The organism is Amycolatopsis alkalitolerans (assembly GCF_006152065.1).
Classification (GTDB): domain Bacteria; phylum Actinomycetota; class Actinomycetes; order Mycobacteriales; family Pseudonocardiaceae; genus Amycolatopsis_E; species Amycolatopsis_E alkalitolerans.
Genome location: NZ_VDFW01000023.1, coordinates 70,998 through 91,167, shown reverse-complemented (window position 1 = coordinate 91,167; position 20,170 = coordinate 70,998). Strand labels below are relative to the sequence as shown.

At 70.0% G+C, this 20,170-nt stretch carries 21 protein-coding genes and 1 tRNA gene; 10 read left to right on the top strand and 12 right to left on the bottom strand.

Going from position 1 to position 20,170, the window contains the following annotated elements; all coding sequences use genetic code 11:
* Window positions 1–143: 143 nt before the first annotated feature.
* Both FG385_RS23830 and FG385_RS23825 read left to right on the top strand, forming a co-directional pair.
* Complete coding sequence (locus tag FG385_RS23830) at window positions 144–443, top strand: hypothetical protein (RefSeq protein WP_139099001.1); 300 nt, start codon at window positions 144–146, stop codon at window positions 441–443.
* Window positions 440–955: a hypothetical protein gene (locus FG385_RS23825; RefSeq protein ID WP_139099000.1), complete on the top strand. Its 516-nt coding sequence runs from the start codon at window positions 440–442 to the stop codon at window positions 953–955. The genes FG385_RS23830 and FG385_RS23825 overlap by 4 nt, the downstream gene beginning before the upstream one ends.
* Here the strand turns inward: FG385_RS23825 and FG385_RS23820 are convergent.
* The 6 genes from FG385_RS23820 to FG385_RS23795 form a co-directional block, all read right to left on the bottom strand.
* A complete protein-coding gene (locus FG385_RS23820; protein ID WP_139098999.1) occupies window positions 947–1,714 on the bottom strand; it encodes an MBL fold metallo-hydrolase in 768 nt (255 codons plus the stop codon). The two genes, FG385_RS23825 and FG385_RS23820, sit on opposite strands and share 9 nt — an antisense overlap.
* Window positions 1,711–2,481 (bottom strand): NUDIX hydrolase, encoded by a 771-nt coding sequence (locus FG385_RS23815; protein WP_139099025.1) that lies wholly within the window; start codon window positions 2,479–2,481, stop codon window positions 1,711–1,713. The genes FG385_RS23820 and FG385_RS23815 overlap by 4 nt, the downstream gene beginning before the upstream one ends.
* Window positions 2,482–2,566: 85 nt before the next feature.
* A complete protein-coding gene (locus FG385_RS23810) occupies window positions 2,567–3,727 on the bottom strand; it encodes a hypothetical protein (RefSeq protein ID WP_139098998.1) in 1,161 nt (386 codons plus the stop codon).
* 36 nt (window positions 3,728–3,763) lie between these two features.
* Window positions 3,764–4,384 carry a hypothetical protein gene (locus tag FG385_RS23805; protein WP_139098997.1) on the bottom strand — a complete coding sequence of 207 codons (621 nt, stop codon included), beginning with the start codon at window positions 4,382–4,384 and terminating at the stop codon, window positions 3,764–3,766.
* 1 nt (window position 4,385) lies between these two features.
* Window positions 4,386–4,838: a RidA family protein gene (locus tag FG385_RS23800; RefSeq protein WP_139098996.1), complete on the bottom strand. Its 453-nt coding sequence runs from the start codon at window positions 4,836–4,838 to the stop codon at window positions 4,386–4,388.
* Window positions 4,835–4,996, bottom strand: coding sequence for a DUF4177 domain-containing protein (locus FG385_RS23795; protein ID WP_139098995.1), 162 nt, complete (start codon window positions 4,994–4,996; stop codon window positions 4,835–4,837). Before FG385_RS23795 ends, FG385_RS23800 begins: the two co-directional genes overlap by 4 nt.
* A 109-nt stretch (window positions 4,997–5,105) precedes the next feature.
* On the opposite strand from FG385_RS23795, the gene FG385_RS23790 reads away from it, so the two are divergent.
* Together FG385_RS23790 and FG385_RS23785 are read left to right on the top strand one after the other, a co-directional pair.
* The gene (locus FG385_RS23790) at window positions 5,106–6,110 is read left to right on the top strand and encodes an ArsA family ATPase (protein ID WP_139098994.1); all 1,005 of its coding nucleotides are present in this window, start codon (window positions 5,106–5,108) and stop codon (window positions 6,108–6,110) included.
* Complete coding sequence (locus FG385_RS23785) at window positions 6,110–7,222, top strand: ArsA family ATPase (RefSeq protein ID WP_139098993.1); 1,113 nt, start codon at window positions 6,110–6,112, stop codon at window positions 7,220–7,222. The genes FG385_RS23790 and FG385_RS23785 overlap by 1 nt, the downstream gene beginning before the upstream one ends.
* On the opposite strand, the gene FG385_RS23780 is transcribed toward FG385_RS23785, so the two are convergent.
* The gene (locus tag FG385_RS23780) at window positions 7,223–7,510 is read right to left on the bottom strand and encodes a WhiB family transcriptional regulator (protein WP_139098992.1); all 288 of its coding nucleotides are present in this window, start codon (window positions 7,508–7,510) and stop codon (window positions 7,223–7,225) included.
* Window positions 7,511–7,747: 237 nt separating this feature from the next.
* On the opposite strand from FG385_RS23780, the gene FG385_RS23775 reads away from it, so the two are divergent.
* The 3 genes from FG385_RS23775 to FG385_RS23765 all read left to right on the top strand — a co-directional run bounded on the left by FG385_RS23775 (window position 7,748) and on the right by FG385_RS23765 (window position 10,990).
* The gene (locus FG385_RS23775) at window positions 7,748–9,898 is read left to right on the top strand and encodes a transglycosylase domain-containing protein (protein ID WP_139098991.1); all 2,151 of its coding nucleotides are present in this window, start codon (window positions 7,748–7,750) and stop codon (window positions 9,896–9,898) included.
* A gap of 38 nt (window positions 9,899–9,936) precedes the next feature.
* Window positions 9,937–10,887, top strand: coding sequence for a metallophosphoesterase (locus FG385_RS23770; protein ID WP_139099024.1), 951 nt, complete (start codon window positions 9,937–9,939; stop codon window positions 10,885–10,887).
* Between the two features lie 29 nt (window positions 10,888–10,916).
* Window positions 10,917–10,990, top strand: a tRNA-Pro gene (locus FG385_RS23765).
* 249 nt (window positions 10,991–11,239) lie between these two features.
* On the opposite strand, the gene FG385_RS23760 is transcribed toward FG385_RS23765, so the two are convergent.
* Window positions 11,240–11,986 carry a class I SAM-dependent methyltransferase gene (locus tag FG385_RS23760; protein WP_139098990.1) on the bottom strand — a complete coding sequence of 249 codons (747 nt, stop codon included), beginning with the start codon at window positions 11,984–11,986 and terminating at the stop codon, window positions 11,240–11,242.
* A 38-nt stretch (window positions 11,987–12,024) separates the two neighbouring features.
* Between FG385_RS23760 and FG385_RS23755 the strand changes: the two genes are divergently transcribed.
* Genes FG385_RS23755 through FG385_RS23745 form a run of 3 tightly spaced genes read left to right on the top strand, consistent with a single transcriptional unit; the run spans window position 12,025 to window position 15,882 of the window.
* A complete protein-coding gene (locus FG385_RS23755; protein ID WP_139098989.1) occupies window positions 12,025–13,860 on the top strand; it encodes a S9 family peptidase in 1,836 nt (611 codons plus the stop codon).
* A 43-nt stretch (window positions 13,861–13,903) separates the two neighbouring features.
* Window positions 13,904–14,575 (top strand): response regulator transcription factor, encoded by a 672-nt coding sequence (locus FG385_RS23750; RefSeq protein WP_139098988.1) that lies wholly within the window; start codon window positions 13,904–13,906, stop codon window positions 14,573–14,575.
* Window positions 14,576–14,577: 2 nt separating this feature from the next.
* Window positions 14,578–15,882, top strand: coding sequence for a HAMP domain-containing sensor histidine kinase (locus tag FG385_RS23745; protein WP_235022759.1), 1,305 nt, complete (start codon window positions 14,578–14,580; stop codon window positions 15,880–15,882).
* On the opposite strand, the gene FG385_RS23740 is transcribed toward FG385_RS23745, so the two are convergent.
* The 4 genes from FG385_RS23740 to FG385_RS23725 are packed head-to-tail and all read right to left on the bottom strand — an operon-like array spanning window position 15,857 to window position 20,084.
* Complete coding sequence (locus FG385_RS23740) at window positions 15,857–16,291, bottom strand: hypothetical protein (protein WP_139098986.1); 435 nt, start codon at window positions 16,289–16,291, stop codon at window positions 15,857–15,859. The two genes, FG385_RS23745 and FG385_RS23740, sit on opposite strands and share 26 nt — an antisense overlap.
* Before the next feature lie 40 nt (window positions 16,292–16,331).
* Window positions 16,332–17,723 carry a glutamate decarboxylase gene (locus FG385_RS23735; protein ID WP_139098985.1) on the bottom strand — a complete coding sequence of 464 codons (1,392 nt, stop codon included), beginning with the start codon at window positions 17,721–17,723 and terminating at the stop codon, window positions 16,332–16,334.
* A complete protein-coding gene (locus tag FG385_RS23730) occupies window positions 17,674–19,002 on the bottom strand; it encodes a uracil-xanthine permease family protein (protein WP_139098984.1) in 1,329 nt (442 codons plus the stop codon). The genes FG385_RS23735 and FG385_RS23730 overlap by 50 nt, the downstream gene beginning before the upstream one ends.
* A complete protein-coding gene (locus FG385_RS23725; RefSeq protein ID WP_139098983.1) occupies window positions 18,990–20,084 on the bottom strand; it encodes an aryl-sulfate sulfotransferase in 1,095 nt (364 codons plus the stop codon). The genes FG385_RS23730 and FG385_RS23725 overlap by 13 nt, the downstream gene beginning before the upstream one ends.
* Between the last annotated feature and the right edge of the window lie 86 nt (window positions 20,085–20,170).

Below are 20,170 nucleotides of genomic sequence, written 5' to 3'. Positions count from 1 at the left end.
AACGCAGTACCACGACGCCTCCCGCACCCCGGCTCACCAGCGGCCCGAGGCCGCTCATGCGCCAGGCATGCCAGTGCGTCACCACCGGCATCTCGAGGCGCCTTTCCGAAATCCGAGCTTGACAGCTGTATTGCGGAGCACCCATGACGAAGAGTAGTCCGCAAGACCGCGCCCGGCCAGGTTGGTTCGCCGGCCTGGCCGAGCGTTTCGACGACTGGCTGTTCGCACGTGAGGACGCGAAAGCCAGGGCACGTGGTTGGCAGGTGAGCCGCCGCAAGGGCGGCCGCGCCTACCGGGATCCCCGCTGGGATGCCATCCGCCGCTGCGAATTCTGCGACGGCGCGGGTCGCACGTGCGCCGCCTGCCAAGGCGTCGGCGTGATCCGGGACGTGCCCGAGGAAACACGACAGGTACCGGTGTACGTGCCGGAGGTGACGCGATGACCTCCCGGCGCACCGAGCACCAGATGACGGAACTGGCTCGCGAGCTCAGGCAGCCCCCGCGCGCCAATCCCATGCTGGCCGTCTACCGGTGGCGCTACGAGATCGCGGTCCTAGCGCTGGTGCCGTGGGGCCTGATCGAGCTCGACCGCGAGCTCGGGCTCGTCTGGTCACTGGTCGCACTGGTGATCACCAGTGGCGCGCTGTACTACTGGCCCGCCGCGCAACGGTTCATCTGGGCCCGGCTGCGGGCGGTGGTGGTGCAGCACCGGCTCCGCACCGCGTTCACCGCGGCGAGAGTGTGTTCGGTGGACGGCCGGCGGCCGGCCATCCTGTGGACGAAACCTCGCGGCAAGGACGTGCACGTGCTGCTGTTCTGTCCCGCCGGCGTGGACGTCGACCGGATCGACGACCAGCGGAGACTACTGGCCTCGGCGTGCTTCGCCGCCGACGCCGAGGTGCGGCCGCACCCGAAGTACGCGCACCTCGCCATCCTCACCATCAGATCATCCTGACCCAGGGCGCAGGTACCCGAGCTGAGCACGAACGCTGTGCTCGGCCGGGGCCCACAGGGCCCGGTCGACGTCGGCGTACACATGCTCGACGATCTGCCTCGGTGTGGCGTTCTCACCGAGCACTTCCAGCGCCGCACGCACCTGGTTCAGCCGCTCCTCGCGGTGGTCCAGATACTCCTGCGCGATCGTCTTGAGCTCGGCGAGCTCGGGGCCGTGCCCGGGCAGCCCGCTCAGCCCCGCGGGCAGCTCCAGCAGCCGCCGGAGCGAACCGAGGTAGGACCCGAGGTCGCTCAGCACGGTCGTGCCGCGGCCGAGAATCGTGTCACCGGTCAGCACGTGATCCCCGACGCGCAGGCACACCGAGTCCTCGGTATGGCCGGGCGTGTGCAGCACCTCGATCTCCAGCCCGGCAGCCGAGATCACCTCACCGTCCACAAAGGCCTCCGCCGCGCGGCACAGCGCCGGGTCCAGCGCGCGCACCGGCGCGCCGGCCTGCTCGGCCAGCCACGGTGCGCCCTCGCTGTGGTCGGGATGGTGATGCGTCAGCAGGATCAGTTCGACCGGCCCGGTCTCGGTGAGCTTCGGCAAATGGTCCAGATCGTGATAGCCGGGATCGACGATGACGCAGCCGGCGGCGCCGGGGGCCCGCAACACCCAGGTGTTCGTGCCCTCCAGCGTCATCGCGGACGGGTTGTTCTCCAGCAGCACCGAAGCGGCCGGCGACACCTGCCGGAACTCGCCGTAGGCCGGATGCGTCATTCGTCCCCCACGATTACCCGGATCTGATCGCCTTCGCGGACGAGCTTCGGAATGATCGTCTCCACCGTCCGTTCCGCGTCGAGCACCTCCGCGGTGGTGTCGAACCCGGTGAGCTCGCTCAGCGTGTGCCAGGTGGGCGGCATGAGGATGCTGCGCCCGGCCTCCGCGTCGGCGAGCGCGTCCTCCGGCCGTTGCCAGCCCGAGGACGCCGCCTCCGTGGTGGCGCCGTCGGCATGCTGCCCGGAGGGCAGGACCGCGACGAAGAACCTGGCGTCGTACCGGCGTTCCTCCTGAACGGGGGTGATCCAGTGGGCCCACGGCCGGAGCAGATCGGCGCGCAGGGTCAGCCCGGCGCCGGCCAGGAAAGCGGCCAGCGACAGCTCGCGCGATTCGAGCGCGCGCCGCTCGCCGGCGTACCGTGCCGCGTCGCCGATCACACCGACGTCCGTACCGGCCAGCAGCACGCCGGATTCCTCGAACATCTCCCGCACGGCAGCGCACACCAGCGACCGGGCGATCGGTTCGGTACCGCCGAACCAGTCCGCCCACTCGCTCGCCGCCGGGCCCGTCCAGCGAACCGAAGCGTCCGCGTCGCGCTCGTCGACCCCGCCGCCGGGGAACACGGTCACGCCCGGGGCGAACGCCATCGCGGCCACGCGCCGTTGCAGGAACACTTCGAGACCCTCGTCGGTGTCACGAAGCAGGATCACGGTGGCGGCGTCGCGCGGCACCGCCGGTTGCTCGGGCGGCACGTCGGAGAACCGCATGCCGCCCGGGAACCGGAAATTCAATTGAGCCACGCCAACGAATTTACCAATCCGACCGAAAGAAGGCGGACACCGTCGGCAGCCGTCAGGCTCCGGAGAACCCGTCAACCCAGCGCGGGTTCTCTTCGCCCGAGCCGTTGGACCGGACCTTGGACGCCTCCGCGCGCTCCCGCTCGGCCAGCTCGGCGTGCAGTTCACGCAGCAGCTGGCGGTCGCGCTCGGACAGCTGCGGGTCGTTGAGGTCGAGTTCGGGGATCTCGACGACCTCGCCGGGACCGATCACCGCGGAGGCGATGGCCTTGCCCTTCTCCGGATCCTCGGCGAGCGCGGCACGCAGCTGCGCGACCTCGGCCGAAGACAGGTCCGTGGTGGCCTCGGCGCGTGCCTCCGGCGGCTCTTCACGCGGACCGAACTTGTGCCCCGGACCCTTGGCGGGCTCCGGCACGGCAGGCGGTTCGGGCGCGGCCGGGGGCTCGGGCACGGCCTGAGGCTTCGGCTCTTCGGCCTTGTTCGCGTCTGCGGCGACGTGCCGTCCCGCCTTCTCCCGCGCGACGGCCGAAGCTTTCGCCGGGGCCGGTCTGCTCGGCGGGGTCACACCCTTGACCCCGCTCGCGAGCCATACCGCGACGGCCGAGTCGAGGGCCTGGTCGTGATAGCGGGCGCGCTCCGCGCCCGGACCGGAAACCTCGACGACCGCCCGGATACCGGCGCGGCGCAAGGCCGCGTCGACCCGGTAGGCGGCCGCGGGCGGGTTGCCCTCCGGGCCGATCTCCACCAGCACCACGCGCTGCGGCAGCGGCCCCGGCACGCTGCCGGCCGGCGTGTTGCGCCAGACCGCGTGCACCGAGCGCACGTCGGGCAGCACCTGCAGGGTGCGGTCCAGCGCGTCGGCGATGCCACGTTCGGGCTGGTTGTCACCCGTGAAATGGTGCAGCACCCCGTTGTCCGCCTCGGCGTCGTTGACCGTGAGGTGCTCGGCAAGCGTCGCATCGGAGCGGCTCAGTTCGAGCACGAGCCCCAGCTCGTGCTGTTCCGACTCGCGCACCGGCAGCTTGCCGGCGATCAGCGCGCCCGTGGTCAGCTCGGCGGCCTCGTCGAGGCGCGCCCTGGCCGTCAGCTCCCGCGCTTCGGAAAGGGCGCTGTCGTCCAGCCTTCCGGCCAGCGCGAGCAGCAGATTGTGCAGCCGCAGCGGAACCGCGAACCCGTCGGTTCCCAGCCCAGCGGCGTCACTGTGGACCTCCACGATTCTCCTCCCAGCAGCCCGCTCGAGGTGAGCGGACCGTTACGCAGCGGCGAGGCGGTGCCCGGTGTCCACTGCTCCGGTACAGACCAGCTCGGAACTCGCCAGCGCGGCACGGTGGTACGCGGGCAGCTCGAACCGCGGCGGCATCACCTCGACGCTGGGTTCCTCGTCGCCCAGCACCCGCAGGACCCGCTGCAGTTCACCGGTCAGCCTCGGGAGGCCGGCCTGCGCGGTGATCAGCAGCACGCGCTTCGGCTCCCCGCCATCACCGTGCCGCCAGCTCTCCCGCACCTCGCCCACGTCCGGCCGACCACGCAACGTTGCGTGCACCAACGCGGACACTGAGTCTACGGAGTTCACCCAATCGGGTGCACTCACCGTGAATGTGTACCGGTTCTCCGGAGCCTCGTCCACCCCAAGCGTCGAACTCACCTGGTGCCAATCCGCCCCATGCGGGACGAGCCCGGCGACCAGCAGGCGATACTCCGGCTGGTCGAGGTCAATATTGTGCTTTAGCAAAGTCCTCGGCAGGGTGCGCGCCAATGTCGTCATCGCGCCCTCGCCCAGCCAGTCGCGGTAGCGCCACAGCAGCTGGTCCGGCATCCGGCCGGCCAGGCGCAGCAGCAGCTCGTGACAAGCGGCTTCGATGTCCGGATCCATGTCAGACCTCCACGATCAGTTCGACCTCGACCGGCGAAGAAAGCGGCAACTCGGCCACCCCCACGGCCGAACGCGCGTGCGCGCCCGCTTCCCCGAAGATCTCGCCGAGCACCTCGGACGCCCCGTTGATCACCGCGGGCTGCCCGGTGAAGCCCTCGGCGGAGGCCACGAACCCGACGACCTTCACCACCTGGACCACCGAGTCGAGGCCCACCAGCGCGTCCACTGCGGCGAGCCCGTTGAGCACGCAGGTGCGCGCGAGCGCCTTGGCCTCCTCCGGGCTCACCTCGCCACCGACCTTGCCCGTGACGGCGAGCTTGCCGTCCACGAACGGCAACTGCCCCGCGGTGAACACGTGCGAACCGCTGCGAACCGCCGGCACGTACGCGGCGACCGGCGCCGCGACCGCCGGCAGTTCGATGCCCAGTTCGGTCAGCCGCTGCCGCCAGCTCACGATTTGACCCGCTTGAGGTAGGCGACGTGCTGTTCACCACTCGGGTTCGGCAGCACCGTCACCAGCTCCCAGCCGTCTTCACCCCACTGGTCCAGGATCTGCTTGGTGGCGTGAACCAGCAGCGGAACCGTGGCGTACTCCCACTTTGTGGTGCTCATGGGGCCCGAGACTAGCCACCCGATCAAGCCGTGACCCACCCACCCGAGAAGTCTCACTTTGCGTTACCGAGGACCCACCCGCCCGTCCTGGGTGAATTACCCTGCTGGAGTGAGCACACCCCTGGCCGGCTGGACCGACGAGCTCGCCCGCGTTCGACTGCACTTCGTGTCCGGCAAGGGCGGCACCGGCAAGACGACGCTCGCCGCTTCGCTGGGGCTCGCGCTCGCCCGCGGCGGCCGCCGCGTGCTGCTGATCGAGGTCGAGGGCCGGCAAGGGTTCGCCCAGCTCTTCGACACCGAACCGCTGCCGTATGCCGAGCAGCGTGTCGCCTCCGCACCCGGAGGCGGCGAGCTGCGCGCGCTGCACATCGACGTCGAAGCGGCGCTGCTCGAGTACTTCGATCTCTTCTACAACCTCGGCTTCGCCGGCCGCACGCTGCGCCGGATGGGCGCGATCGAGTTCGCGACGACGCTCGCGCCCGGCCTCCGGGACGTGCTGCTCACCGGCAAGATCAAGGAATGCGTCGGGCGCACCGAGTCCGACGGCCGCCACACCTACGACGCCGTCGTGGTCGACGCCCCGCCGACCGGTCGCGTGGTGAAGTTCCTCGACGTCACGAAGGCATTGACCGACCTCGCCCGCACCGGACCAATCCGTGGGCAGGCCGACGGGGTCGTGCGGCTGCTTCACTCGGGGGAGACCGCGGTCCACCTGGTCACGCTGCTGGAGGAGATGCCGGTGCGCGAAACCGTCGACGCCGTCGCCGAACTCGACGGCGCGGACCTGCGGCCGGGTGCCGTGATCGTCAACCGGATGCGCCCGCCGCGGCTGCCGGCCCGCTCGCTCCAGGCGGCGGCCGACGGCCGGGTCGATGCCTCCCGCGTGCGGACCGGGATCGCCGCGGCCGGGCTGGACCTGCCGGAGGCGACCGTGGACGCGCTGGTCGCCGAAACCATCGAGCACGCGATCGGGATCGCCGCCGAGCAGCGCGCCCGCGAGCAGCTCGCGGAGGCCGACCTGCCGTCACTGGAGATCCCGGATCTCCCGCACGGCGTCGACGTCGCGGCGCTGTACGACATCGCGGAGATCCTCGTCGAGCAGGGGGTGCGCTGATGCTCGACGTGGACGACCTGATCGACGACCCGGAAACGAGAGTCATCGTGTGCTGCGGTTCGGGTGGGGTCGGCAAGACCACCACCGCCGCGGCGATCGCGTTGCGCGCGGCCGAGCGCGGCCGCCAGACGGTGGTCCTGACCATCGACCCCGCGCGCCGGCTCGCGCAGGCGCTCGGGCTGCGGGAACTGGGTAACCATCCACGTCAGGTGAAGGTCGAGGGATTCGACCCGAAGGGCGAGCTGTGGGCGATGATGCTCGACATGCGCCGCACCTTCGACGATATGGTGCGCGCGCACGCCGGGCCGGATCGTGCCGAGCAGCTGCTCGCGAATCCCTTCTACCAGACCATTTCCACGTCGTTCTCCGGTACGCAGGAGTACATGGCGATGGAGAAGCTCGGCCAGCTCGCGGCGACCGGCGACTGGGACCTGATCGTCGTCGACACCCCGCCGAGCCGCTCCGCGCTCGACTTCCTGGACGCGCCCACGCGGCTGTCGAGCGCGCTCGACGGGCGCATGATCCGGTTGCTCACGGCGCCGGCGAAGGCCGGCGGCTGGGGCCTGCGCAAGGTCGTGTCCGCCGGGTTCACGATGTTCGCCAAGGCCGTGTCGACGATCATCGGCGGCCAGTTGCTCGCGGACGCTTCGGCGTTCATGCAGGCCTTCGACACGATGTTCGGCGGGTTCCGCGAGCGGGCACGCAAGACCGCCGAGCTGCTGCGCTCGAAGGGCACGGCGTTCCTCGTCGTGGCGTCGCCCGAACCCGACGCGCTGCGCGAAGCGAGCTACTTCGTGGACCGGCTCTCGGCCGAGTCGATGCCGCTTTCCGGGCTCGTCGCCAACCGCACGCATCCCGTACTGGCCGACGTGCCGGCGAACGCGGCCATCACGGCGGCCGAACGGGCCGAGTCCCGCGCTCCGCTCGCCGCGGCCGTGCTCCAACTGCACGCCGACCGGGTCGCGCTGGCCGAGCGCGAGGAACGGCTGCTCGCGCGGTTCACCCGGGCGCATCCGGAGGTGCCGATCGTGCGCGTGCCCGCACTGCCCAGCGACGTGCACGACGTGGCCGGCCTCCGCGACATCGGAGACCGGCTCGCCCCCACCGACTGACTAGCTCACTCTGACGTAGTCCCGCTTGGCCGATTCCAGCAGCTCCGCCCACGACGTGACGTCCGGGCGCCGGCGCAGCAGGGCGCGCCGCTCTCGTTCGGTCATCCCACCCCAGATACCGAAGCTGATCCGGCTGTCCAGCGCCTCGGCGAGGCATTCGGTGCGCACGGGACAGCCCATGCACACGACCTTCGCCCGGTTCTGGTCCGCACCCCGCACGAACAGCTCGTCCGGGTCGGTGTCGCGGCACAACGCGCCCGCTCGCCAGCTCCGCTCAGTGGATTCCATCCCCCAGCTCCTAACCCTCGGCTCACGTCGGTGGATCACCCAGCGCTCCCCTGGCGCCTTCACGTGAGACGTTGACGGACTGTAGAGCCAACCGGTTCCGCTCGCCAAGATCCCGTCGATGATTCGTTACCGGAACACGTCGCATTGGCGGACCAGACGTGGTATCTGTCCCGGTTACCGGCGAGTTTTGTCCTGCTTGTCAGCGAGTGCGCCGCTCGTCCTACTAGGCTGGCACTCGTGCGGAAGACGGATGGTCTGTTCAAGCTGCTCGGCCTGTGCCTGCTCGCCGGGATCCTCGTCGCCGGGATCCTCTTCCCCGTCGTCGGTGCCGCCGGTGTCGCGTCGAACAAGGCCAGCGAGACGGTCGACAGCATGTCCGCCGAACTGGCGAACGTCCCGCCGCCGCTGGTCACCACGATCACCGACTCGGCGGGCCACCCGATCGCCACGCTGTACGACCAGTACCGCATCCCCACCGCGTCCGCGCAGATCAACCCGGCGATGAAGTGGGCGCTGGTGTCCGTTGAGGACAAACGGTTCTACGACCACCACGGGGTGGACTGGAAGGGCACGTTCCGGGCGGCGCTCTCCAACAGCACCGGCGGGGACACGCAGGGCGCCTCGACGCTGACCCAGCAGTACGTCAAGAACTACCTGATCAACGTCATCTACCGGAACGATCCGGTCGGGCAGCAGAAGGCGCAGGAGCAGTCGGTCGCCCGCAAGCTCAAGGAAGCGCGCATCGCGATCCAGCTCGAGACCAAAATGGACAAGGACCAGATCCTTACCAGCTACCTGAACGTCGTCGAGTTCTCACGGAAGGTGTACGGGGTAGGGGCGGCCGCGCAGACGTACTTCGACACCACCGCGGACAAGCTGACCGTGCCGCAGGCCGCGCTGCTGGCCGGGATGGTGAACAACCCGCCGTTCTACGATCCGTGGAGCCATCCGGAGCGCGCGACCGAGCGGCGGAACCTGGTGCTGGACCGCATGGTGGAGAACCAGAAACTCGCCCCCGAGGACGCCGCGAAGTTCAAGACCGAGCCGCTCGGTGTCGTTCCTGGCGGGCCGGCCAAGCCGGCCTCGAACTGCACCGGCGCCGGGCCGGAGAACGGGTTCTTCTGCCAGTACGTGCAGGACTACCTGCTCACGAACGGCATGACGAAGGACGATCTGTACACCGGCGGCTACACGATCCGGACCACAATGGACCAGAACGCGCAGCACCAGGCGAAGATCTCGGCCGAGGCGCAGGTGCACAAGACGCAGAAGAACGTGGCGAACACGTTGTCCTTGGTGCGGCCGGGAAAGGACCGGCACGAGGTGGTGGCACTCGCGGCGAACCGTGACTACGGGCCGGACGCGAGCCAGGGTCAGACGACGTACGCGCTGCCATCGGATGTGTCCAATGTGACCGGTGCGGGGTCGAGCTACAAGATCTTCACCGCGGCGTCGGCCCTGGAACAGCACAAGGTCGGCATCTACTCGACCATCCAGACGCCGCAGTCGTATGCGTCGAAGGTGTTCATCAGCGGCCGGAAACCCGGCTGCCCGCAGGTCGCGCGCGGGACGTGGGCGTACTGCCTGAGCAACTACGGCGAGGACGTCTACGGTCCGTCCATGTCGTTGCAGCAGGCGCTCGCGACCTCACCGAACACCGGGTTCGTGATCCTCGAGGAGCAGGCCGGGATGGGGCCGGTGCTGGACATGGCACGCCGGCTCGGCATGCGCACCACGATGGCCTCGAACGCGGCCAACGGCGGCGCGGTCGACCCGGGCAACTCCAACGTCGCCTACCGGATGCCGCAGCAGCAGTATTTCGGGCCCGGGGGTGTGGCACAGGCCGGCCTCGGCGCGTTCACGCTCGGCGTGAGCCCGACGAGCGGCCTTGAAATGGCCAACGTCGCGGCGACGATCATGAGCGGTGGCGTCTGGTGCCCGCCGACGCCGGTCGCCGGTGTCACCGACCGCAACGGGAAACCGGTGAAGGTGTCGGAAGCCGCGTGCGAGCAGGCCGTGCCGGAGGGCATGGCGAACAGTCTGGCCGTCGGCATGAGCAGGGACGACACCGACGGCACGTCACGGCAGGCGGCCCAGAGCGCGGGGTGGACCCGTCCGATGATCGGCAAGACCGGGACCACGCAGGACAGCGGTTCGGCCGCGTTCATCGGTGCGGTCCCGCAGATGGCCGGCGCCGCGATGGTGTTCCGCCCGGACAACCCGGTCGGCGGCCTGTGCGACGGCGCGGGAAACGTGACCCCCTGCGGCGACGGCAACATGTTCGGCGGCAAGGCCCCCGCGCGTACCTGGTTCGGCGCGATGACCCAGATCATGAACGGGCAGCCGGTCATCCCTCTACCCCCGTCGGATCCGGCGTACGAACACTGAGCCGTATCCTCGAAAGTGTGGGTACTGACGGCGGCAGGATGAGCACGGCGGCCCGCCTCGCGGCCGGCACGGCGACGCTCGGCGCGGCGGCGCTCGGGTACGCGGTGGGCATCGAACGGCAGCACTGGACGCTCCGCGAGGCCGAACTGCCCGTGCTCGCGCCCGGTTCGAAGCCGATCAGGGTGCTGCACATCTCCGACGTGCACATGCTGCCCGGCCAGAAGTCCAAACAACGCTGGATCGCCGCGCTCGGCGAACACGAGCCCGACCTGGTCGTCAACACCGGCGACAACCTCGCGCACCCGCAGGCCGTGCCGTATGTGCTGAGGGCGTACGGCAGCCTGCTCGACCGGCCAGGCGTGTTCATCTTCGGCAGCAACGACTACTACGCGCCCAAACCCAAGAACCCGGCTCGCTACCTGATGCCGCGTGGCAAGAAGAAGCGCATCCACGGCAGGCATCTCCCGTGGCGGGACCTGCGCGCCGCGTTCATCGAACACGGCTGGCTCGACCTCACCCACACCCGCCGGAGCCTCCGGATCGCCGGCCAACCGGTGTTCGCCGCCGGCATCGACGACCCGCACCTGCGCCGCGACCGTTACGGCGAGATCGCGGGCCCAGGCGACCCGGACGCCGTCCTGCGCGTCGGCATCACCCACTCGCCCGAACCCCGCATCCTCGACCCCTTCGCCGCCGACGGCTACGACCTCGTCCTGGCCGGCCACACCCACGGCGGCCAACTGCGCATCCCGGGCGTCGGCGCACTGGTGACCAACTGTGAGCTGGATCGCTCCCGCGCCCGCGGAGTCTCCCGCTGGGGCGCGCACATGTGGCTGCACGTGTCGGCGGGCCTGGGCACGTCACCGTACGCACCGGCCCGCTTCGCCTGCCCGCCCGAGGCGAGCCTGCTGACCCTCGTCCCCCGAAGCGGACCGGGCCCGGCAACGGCCGAGGAGACCCGCCGCAAAGCCGGTAGCACCGTCCGCTAGACTCCTACTCGGCCCGTTAAGCAGTACCTCGGGGTGTGGCGCAGCTTGGTAGCGTGCCTCGTTCGGGTCGAGGAGGTCGTGGGTTCAAATCCCGCCACCCCGACGAAAGATCTGGGAGATCCCTGTCTGCGACGCGCAGACGGGGATCTTTCGTTATTGCATTGGGGGTCGAACCCCCAAACCCCCGGCAGGAGGGGCTTCGCCCCCCTGCACCCCCACGCCGGTGCCGGTTTGGTGGTTAGGTCACCCCGCGTGGCGAGACGGGGTCGGAAAGCCGGGGGGGTGGGGCCAGTCCGGGGGTTTCCCCTTCTCCTGCGATTCCTTGCACTCGAGCGAGGAGGGACCCGCCACGTCACTTAACCGCCACCAGTTCCACCCAGCACTGGTGGAACGACCCATCCCCACCATGTGACCAGGCCCAGGCCGACCGAGCGGCCGAGGCCAGCTGGTCCCGATCCGCCGGAGATGCCGAAAGGGCTGCGTCCAGGCGCGACTCGACGTACCGGGCCAGGTCCCGATAAGGCATATCCGGGCGGAAGCGAGCGTGGGTTCGCACCTCACGAAAGCCCGCCTCCCGGACCGAACCGGCGAGGTGCTTTCCGGCGAACGGATCACCGCCCGCCCGGCGGCGCAGCAGGTGGTGGCCGCGCAGCGCGGCCACCACGTTCACCGTCTTCGGCTGCAGGCGCGCCCGGCTCCAGTCCGATGTGGACAGAGCGAGCACGCCGCCCGGTCTGAGCACCCGCCGCAGCTCCAGCAACGCCTCGGCGGGGCGGTTCAGGTGCTCGAACAGGGCGTGCGCGAAGGCCAGGTCGATACTCTCCGACGGAACGGGCAGCGCGTACACCGATCCCGCCACGAAGTCCACTGTGGACTCCGCGGGAAACTGCCGCGGTTCGGTGTCCACCCCGAGGACCCGCCCCGCGCCGACGATCGGCACGAAACCGCGGGTGATACTGCCGGGACCGCAACCGGCGTCCAGCACCCGCATCCCCGGCTCCAGCGTCCGCAGCACGAACCCGGCCCGGTCGCTCGCGGTGCGTGCCGACATCATCGACAGCGCGTCATCGGCGAACCCGGGCGCGTATCCCTCCAGCACACGTCCACCGTACGGGCAGCACCTGGCAGGATCGAGGGGTGACCACTGAGCACCCGCCCGCCGTGATCCCCGACCGACTCTTCGACGACGCCGCCGCCGAGGCCCGCTGGCGGGCCCGCTTCCACGCGCCCCGTATGTCGGTCCCGGACTGGGCCCTCGACGCGCCGGACAAGAACATCTACGTCTCGAACTCCAGCGGCGTCTGGGAGGTCTACGCATGGGACCGCGCGACCGGCGAACACCGCCAGGTCACCGACCGTCCCAACGGCACCCTGTCCGCCACGACCTCACGCGACGGCACGTCGATCTGGTGGTTCGACGACACCGACGGCGACGAGTTCGGCTCCTGGAAGCGCGAGCCGTTCGCCGGTGGCCAGGCCGAACCCGCGCTGCCGGACGTGCACGACGGGTACTCCGCCGGGCTCGAGATCGGGCAGCGGCTGACCGCGGTCGGCGTTTCGACCGACGACGGCAGTGAACTGTTCGTGCACGCCGGTGGCAAGACGGAACGCTTCTACGCGAGCAAGGACGACGCGGGCGTCGCCGCGCTGTCCCGCGACGAGCGCTTGATCGCCATCTCGCACTCCGAGCACGGCGACTCGCGCCACCCCGCGGTCCGGGTACTCGCCAGCGACGGTTTCACCACCGTGGCCGACAAGTGGGACGGCGAGGGCAAGGGCCTGACCCCGCTGGAGTTCTCGCCGGTCGCCGGCGACCCGCGTCTCCTCGTCCTGCACGAACGCCGCGGCCGCGAGGAGTTGCTGATCTGGGACGTCGAGCGGGACACCGAGACCGAACTGTCGCTCGACCTGCCGGGGGAGGTCGCCGCCGGCTGGTACCCGAAGGCAGACGCGCTGCTGGTCGTGCACTTCCACGAGGGCCGCAGTTCGCTGTACCGCTACGACCTCACCTCGGCCAATCTGTCCTCTTTGGACACGCCGAAGGGCCGGATCGGCGGGGCGAGCGCCCGCCCGGACGGCACGGTCGAGTACTCGTGGTCGAGCGCGGCGGAGCCGACGGTGATCCGCTCCCGCGCGGCCGGCGGCACGGACTCGGTGCTGCTGACCCCGCCCGGCGAACGGGCTCCTGGTTCGGCGCCGGTGGTCGACGCGTTCGTCGAGGGGCCCGGCGGTCGCATCCACGCGCTGGTCGCGCGGCCGGGCGACGCGCCGGAGGGGCCCATCCCGGTCGTGTTCACGTTGCACGGCGGTCCGCATGCCGCCGACGAGGACCGGTTCTCGGCGTACCGGGCACTGTGGCTGGACGCCGGTTTCGGCGTGATCGAGGTCAACTACCGCGGCTCGACCGGCTACGGCTCGGCCTGGCGGGACGCGATCGAGGGCAGGCCCGGCCTGACCGAACTCGAGGACGTCGCCGCGGTGCACGACTGGGCCGTCGAGAGTGGACTCGCCGACCCAGCGAAATGCGTGGTGACCGGCGCTTCCTGGGGTGGCTACCTCACCCTGCTCGCCGCCGGTACGCAGCCGGCGCGCTGGGCGGCGGCCGTGGCGAGCGTGCCGGTGGCGGACTACGTCGCGGCCTACGAGGACGAGATGGAGCAGCTTCGCTCCTTCGACCGCGCCCTCTTCGGCGGCTCTCCCGACACGAAACCCGAGGTGTACCGGGCGTGTTCACCGGTCACGTACATCGACCAGGTGCGCGCGCCCGTGCTCGTGCTGGCCGGTGACAACGACCCGCGCTGCCCGATCCGGCAGATCGAGAACTACCTCGAACGGCTGGCCACGCGCGAGGTGCCGTACGAGTTCTACCGGTACGACGCCGGCCACGGCTCGCTCGTGATCGCGGAGACGATCAGGCAGTCGGCCGCCGAAGTGTACTTCGCGCTGCGGGCGCTCAGGCTGAGGAAGAGCTGAAGATACCGGGCACGCACACCCCGGATGCCCTCATGATGGGCACATGGGCGCGCCACGGATACTGATCGTCGAGGACGCCGAGGCCATCCGTGCCTCGGTGGAATCGGCGCTGCGCGACGCCGGGCACGAGGTACTCGGCCGGGCGGACGGCAAGAGTTTCGAGCAGGACCTCGTGCGGTTCCGGCCGGATCTGGTCGTTCTCGACGTGATGTTGCCGGGACGCGACGGCTTCGCCCTGCTCACGGTCCTGCGCCGGACGTCGGCGGCCGGTGTGGTGATGCTGACCGCCCGCGACGCCGTGTCCGACCGGCTGCGCGGGCTGTCCGGCGGCGCGGACGACTACGTGGTCAAGCCGTTCGCCCTGGCCGAACTGGTCGCGCGCGTGCAGGCCGTGCTGCGGAGGCTGGGCCGGGCGCCGTCCACAGTGCAGGTCGGTGACCTCGTACTCGACCCCGAGTCCGGGGTGGTCGTCCGGGGCGATCAGAAGATCGAACTGACCTCCACCGAGCTGAAACTGCTCGATTACCTCGCCGCGCAGCGGGGCCGGGTCGTCGGCAAGACCCAGATCCTGGCGGCGGTGTGGGGCTACGAGTACTACGATCCGAACGTCGTCGAAGTGCATGTCAGCGCGGTGCGGCGCAAGCTCGAAGCCCACGGGCCGCGGCTGCTGCACACCGTGCGTGGCCTGGGATACGTGCTGCGGGCCGAGGAGTGAGGGTGCGAACCGTTTCCTTGCGGCGACGGGTCACCCTCACCGCGCTCGGCGTGGTCGCCGTCGTCCTGGCCGGTGTCCTGCTCGCGGTCCAACTGCTGTTCACGGTCGCCACGAACCGCACGGTCGACGCGATCCTCTCCGACCGCGTCCAACTCGCCCGGCAACTCGCCGCGCAGCGGGTCGGTCCGGCCGCGCTGATCCGCCGGGTGGACGCCCGTTCCGTCCGCGCGCTGCTCGTCATGCCGGACGGGACGGCCTTCGGGAGCCTGACCACCGACCGCGCGAATGCACCGGAGGCCCGGACCATCCGTCTGGAGACGGGCCGGGTGAAGGGCGCGGCGCTGACGCTGCAGGCGGATGCGGGCCTGCTGTCGGGGGCGCGATCGACCCTGGTCCGCCTCTCGGCGCTGGCGGGCGCCGTTGCCCTGCTCGTCACCGCGGTGATCCTGGTCTTCGGCGTCCGGTTCGCACTGTCCCCTTTGGACGCGATGACCAGGTTGGCGCGGTCGATCGCGCGCGGCGGCCGTGGGCGCAGGTTGTCGCCGTTGCCGGCGAACACCGAACTGGGCCGCACGGCGCAGGCGTTCGACGAGATGCTCGACGCGCTCGAAGGGTCCGAACAGCGCACCCAGCGGTTCGTCGCGGACGCCGCACATGAACTGCGGACCCCGATCGCGGGGCTCCAGGCCGTCGCGGACGCGATGCTCCAGCAAAGCCCCGACGCCCCGCGCGAGGAACGCGAGCGCCTGCAGATGCTGCTCGGCCGCGAAGCGCGGCGCGCCGGCAAGCTCGTCGACGATCTGCTCGATCTGGCCCGGCTCGACGCGGGTATCGAACTACAGCGGCAGCCGGTCGAACTGCGCGCGATGGCCGCGACGCAGGTCGACCGGGCGCGACTGCAACATCCGGGGCGCACGGTGGAACTCACCGGCGAGGACGTGATCGCGGACGCGGACCCGGACCGGGTGGCCCAGATCGTCGCGAACCTCGTCGACAACGCATGCCAGGCCACACCCCCGGGCGGTCGTGTCTCCGTGGCGATCGGCCGGTCCGGCGGCGCCGCGGAGATCACGGTCGCCGACACCGGCCCCGGGGTTCCGATCGGCGAGCAGGAGCGGATCTTCGACCGCCTGGTGCGCCTGGACGACGCCCGGGACCGCCGGGCCGGCGGCTCCGGGCTCGGCCTGCCCATCGCCCGCGGCCTGGCCCGAGCGCACGGCGGGGACCTGGCCTACGTGCCGGCCGGTGGTCCCGGCGGCCGTTTCCGGCTGGTCCTGCCGCTTACTTCGGCGCTCCCGAATCGTTGATGCGTTTCGCCGTGACCGTGCTGCCCGACTTGTCCGCCAGGACGAAAACGTGGTCGTTGACCGCCACCTGCCCGATCGCGGACGCCTGCTTCGCCTTCTTGACCTTCGTGCCACTGTCCACGGTGTACGTCGCGGTGAAACCGTCGTTGCTCCTGACCGTGATCGCGTCCGGGCCGACCGACTGGACCTGGCCGCGCTGCACGTCGATCACCTGATGCTTCTTGCCGTTCAAGGTGAACTCACCGTGCGCGACTCGGCCCAGCAAGGCTTTCTTGTGCTTGGCCGGTGCCGGCGTGGACGGCTGCGGGGCCGGCGAGCTGGTGTCCGCGAGTGCGATGCCGCTGCCCGCACCGCCGAGGACCAGCGCCGTCACACCGGCGCCGATGAGGATCTTGGTTTTCTTGCGCATACCTCCAGCCTGACGGCCGAAGCTGAAGGCGCGCTGAAGCTCAGTGATGGAACGCGGTGCTCGCCTTCGGATCGTGCGACGGGCCGGTTTGCGCCTCCAGCTCGGGCAGCGCCCGCCGCAGGTCCTCGATCAGCAGATCCGCCAGGTCGTGCGTGAAACCGTTGCGGCACACCACACGGAGCACCGCGAGGTCCGTCCGGTTGTCCGGGAAGGTGTACGCCGGCACGAGCCAGCCACGCTCGCGCAACCGGCGGGACACGTCGAAGACGTCGAACGCGGTGACCTCCGGCTTGGTCGTGAACGCGAACACCGGCAGCTCGTCGCCGCGGGTGAGCAGGCGGAACGGGCCGAGTTCACCGATCCGCTCCGCCAGGCCGGTCGCGACGTCCCGGGAAGCCTGCTGCACCGCGCGATAGCCCTCGCGGCCGAGCCGGACGAACGTGTAGTACTGCGCCGCGACCTCCGCTCCCGGTCGCGAAAAGTTCAGCGCGAACGTGGGCATCTCCCCGCCGAGGTAGTTCACGTTGAACACCAGTTCCGAGGGCAGCGCGTCCCGGTGGCGCCAGAGCACCCAGCCGACACCCGGGTACACCAGGCCGTACTTGTGGCCCGAGGTGTTGATCGACGCGACCCGCGGCAGCCGGAAGTCCCATTCGAGTTCGGGGTCGAGGAAGGGCGCGATCATCGCGCCCGAGGCGCCGTCCACATGCACGGGAATGTCCCAGCCCGTGCGCTCCTGCACCTCGTCCAGCGCGGCCGAGATCTCGGCGACCGGCTCGTAGCTACCGTCGAAAGTGGACCCGAGGATCGCGACGACGCCGATGGTGTTCTCGTCGCAGCGGGCCACCGCCTCCTCGGCGGACAGGTGGAACCGGTCGCCGTCCATCGGCACCAGCCGCGGCTCGACCTCCCAGTACTCACAGAACTTCTCCCAGCACACCTGGACGTTCACGCCCATCACCAGGTTCGGTTTCCCGGTTCGGCCAAGCTTGGACCACCGCCGTTTCAGCGCCATTCCGGCGAGCATGCAGGCCTCCGACGAGCCGGTCGTCGAGCAGCCGATCACGGCGTCCCGATCCGGCGCGCGCCACAGATCGGCGAGGATGGACACGCAGCGGCGCTCCAGTTCGGCCGTCTGCGGGTACTCGTCCTTGTCGATCATGTTCTTGTCGGCGCATTCGGCCATCAGCTCGCGCGCCTGCGGCTCCATCCACGTCGTGACGAACGTGGCGAGGTTGAGCCGCGCGTTGCCGTCGAGGAGCAGTTCGTCGCGAACCAGTTGCAGGGCCGTGTCGGCCGGCAGCGGCTCGTCGCCGAGCCGGTGGTGCGGCAGGGTCAGCGTTGCCGCCAATGCCGGATTCATCCCGTCCAGCAACGGATTACTACCGCCGCGCCGGTTCGGCCGTTTCGTCTCTCCGGAGTGCAGGACCATGCTGGGAACTTAGCCGGTGGAACAGAAGATTGCCGAGTACCCCGACGAGTGCCGCCATCGTGACCCCGCTGCCCAGGACGAGCCTCAGCGAGGTGGGCAGCGACTGGTAGATGTTCGGCGCGACGACCGGCAGCAGGCCCGCGACGAGTGCGGCGGTCGCCACCATGAGGTTCGGGTCGGCGCCGAAGTCGACCTCGTGCAGCATCTTGATGCCGAGGCCGGTGATCATGCCGAACACGACGAGGCCGGTCCCGCAGACGACGGCCGCCGGCACGGCGTTGATCAGCCGCGCGACCGGCGCGAGGAACGCGATCACGGCCAGCAGCACGGCGGTGCCGAGCGTGACGAACCGGCTGCGCACCCCGGTGATCCGGACAATCCCGATGTTCTCCCCGCTGGTCACCATCACCGGGCCGCCGAACAACCCGCTCACCAGCGAAGTGACCGCGTCACCACGAAGCACACCGCCGATATCCCGCTTGCGGTCGAGTTTCTTACCGACCGCTTCGGTGTTCAGCACGGTCTGGCCGGTGGCCTCGGCCATCGCCCCGATCGCGAAGACGAGCAGGGGCAGCGTGGCGAGCACGTCGAACCGCGGTGCACCGAACACGAACGGCTGCGGCCAGGCGAACGCCGGGCCGCCCGCGACGGCGCCCATCTGCCCGGTCGCGAGCCCCAGCAGCGCGCCGACGACCATGCCGAGCAGGATCGCCACTCGCCGCCAGCCGCCGCGCAGGAACCGGAAGAGCAGCACCGTCACCACGATCGTCGCGACCATCAGCCAGAGCGAAGACCTCGTGGCCGTGCCGTCCGGACCGAGCACGAGCTTCGCGGTGATCCGCAGGAGGTTCACGCCGATCACGATCACCATCACGCCCAGCACCAGCGGCGGGAACAGCCGCACGATCCGGAGGAACACCGGTACCAGCGCGAAAGTGACCACCGCGGTGAGCAGGACCGCGCCGGTCGCGGTGCGGGCGCCGGTCTCCTGCGCGATCTGGATGAACAGCACGACCGCCGCACCGCCGGGCAGCATCACGAACGGCAGCCGGGCGCCGACGCGGAGCCGGCCGGTCGACTGCAGCGCGGTGCCGATCGCTGAGACGAGGAAGAACGCGGCCAGCAGTTTCGCCGAAGTGCCGGCGTCGAGCTTCAGCGCGTGCGCGACGAGGAAGACCGAGGAGATCGGGCCGGTGATCATCACGAGCAGATGCTGCACGGCGAGTGGCGCCAGGGTCCGGATCGGAATCCGCTCGTCAGCCGGGTTCACGACAGCCATGGGAGCTCCTCCGGGGCGTACCGGTACGCGCGGAACAGCGCGTTCGACTCGACGGGAAACACTTGTGCCGCTTCGGGTTCGCCGTACTTCGCGAACTGCGGGACGACGAACTCCCAGCACACCTCGCCGGCCGCGGTGATCTCGAAGATCCGGCCGAACGCGGATTCGGTGACCAGCGTGTTGCCGTTGGCCAGGCGCTGCGCGCTGCCCATGAACGGGGTGAAGAACGCCTCGCGGGTCGAGTCGGTGTACTCCCAGGCGATTTCACTTGTCGCCCGGTCGACCTCGACGATCCGCGAGTAGGTGATGCTCTCGCGGGGGCGGAACGTGCCGTTGTCGAAGATCAGCAGGTGCCCGTTGTCCAGTTCGGACACGCAGTGCTGCTGCGCGAGAAAGTCGGAACCGAGGCGCCACACGACCTTTCCGCTCGTCCGCTCGATCACGATCACCGCCGACACGCTGCGCAGGCTGGCCACCACATTGCCGTCGGAAAGCTCGGCCACGCTGTTGATCAGCGGCCAGTGCTCGCGCCAGTAGTGCGGCTGCAGCGGGTAGTCCTCGGGACGCAGGTGCTCGATGGCGTGCCAGGACCACAGCAGGTTCCCCTCGGCGTCGACCTCCTTGACCACGTCCGCGTAGACCTTGCCCCCGGCTTCGGTGCCCGCGACACCGCCGCACACCTCGCCGGGATCGACCGGTTCGACGCTCGTGTACAGGATGCGCCCGTCGCCCAGGTGGTTCGCGTCGTGATGCGCCCACGGGTCGCGGTGCTCACGCAGGACGGTGCCGTGCGGATCGACCTCGCACATGACCCCGCCACGGTACTTGTGCCACATGTCGAAGGGCGCCGGCACCCCGGGCAGGGCACCGTTGTAGGCGAGGTTGCCGTTGGGAAGGATGCAGGCATGACGTCCAGGCCGGTACGGCAGTCGCCAGCGATGTACCTCGTTCCCGTCGAGATCGACGAGATGGACGACGCCGGGGCTGGTCAGCGGCGCGTACAGGGTGTACCCGCCGAAGGAGAGATCCCGGTCGACACCGATCAGTCCGGTGCCGCGCCGGCGGAGCGTGTTCTGGTCCATGGGCTACCCTCATTGTCAAAGATTTGCTGGTATCAAATATTTGATAACAGGAGTGCGGGCCAGGGGAAGACCATCCCGCGTTACGG

Coding starts and splice junctions, on each gene's coding strand:
- FG385_RS23830 (WP_139099001.1), top strand. CDS start 144: ATGACGAAGAGTAGTCCGCAAGACCGCGCCCGGCCAGGTTGGTTCGCC.
- FG385_RS23825 (WP_139099000.1), top strand. CDS start 440: ATGACCTCCCGGCGCACCGAGCACCAGATGACGGAACTGGCTCGCGAG.
- FG385_RS23820 (WP_139098999.1), bottom strand. CDS start 1,714: ATGACGCATCCGGCCTACGGCGAGTTCCGGCAGGTGTCGCCGGCCGCT.
- FG385_RS23815 (WP_139099025.1), bottom strand. CDS start 2,481: ATGCGGTTCTCCGACGTGCCGCCCGAGCAACCGGCGGTGCCGCGCGAC.
- FG385_RS23805 (WP_139098997.1), bottom strand. CDS start 4,384: ATGGATCCGGACATCGAAGCCGCTTGTCACGAGCTGCTGCTGCGCCTG.
- FG385_RS23795 (WP_139098995.1), bottom strand. CDS start 4,996: ATGAGCACCACAAAGTGGGAGTACGCCACGGTTCCGCTGCTGGTTCAC.
- FG385_RS23785 (WP_139098993.1), top strand. CDS start 6,110: ATGCTCGACGTGGACGACCTGATCGACGACCCGGAAACGAGAGTCATC.
- FG385_RS23780 (WP_139098992.1), bottom strand. CDS start 7,510: ATGGAATCCACTGAGCGGAGCTGGCGAGCGGGCGCGTTGTGCCGCGAC.
- FG385_RS23770 (WP_139099024.1), top strand. CDS start 9,937: ATGAGCACGGCGGCCCGCCTCGCGGCCGGCACGGCGACGCTCGGCGCG.
- FG385_RS23750 (WP_139098988.1), top strand. CDS start 13,904: ATGGGCGCGCCACGGATACTGATCGTCGAGGACGCCGAGGCCATCCGT.
- FG385_RS23740 (WP_139098986.1), bottom strand. CDS start 16,291: ATGCGCAAGAAAACCAAGATCCTCATCGGCGCCGGTGTGACGGCGCTG.
- FG385_RS23735 (WP_139098985.1), bottom strand. CDS start 17,723: ATGGTCCTGCACTCCGGAGAGACGAAACGGCCGAACCGGCGCGGCGGT.
- FG385_RS23730 (WP_139098984.1), bottom strand. CDS start 19,002: ATGGCTGTCGTGAACCCGGCTGACGAGCGGATTCCGATCCGGACCCTG.
- FG385_RS23725 (WP_139098983.1), bottom strand. CDS start 20,084: ATGGACCAGAACACGCTCCGCCGGCGCGGCACCGGACTGATCGGTGTC.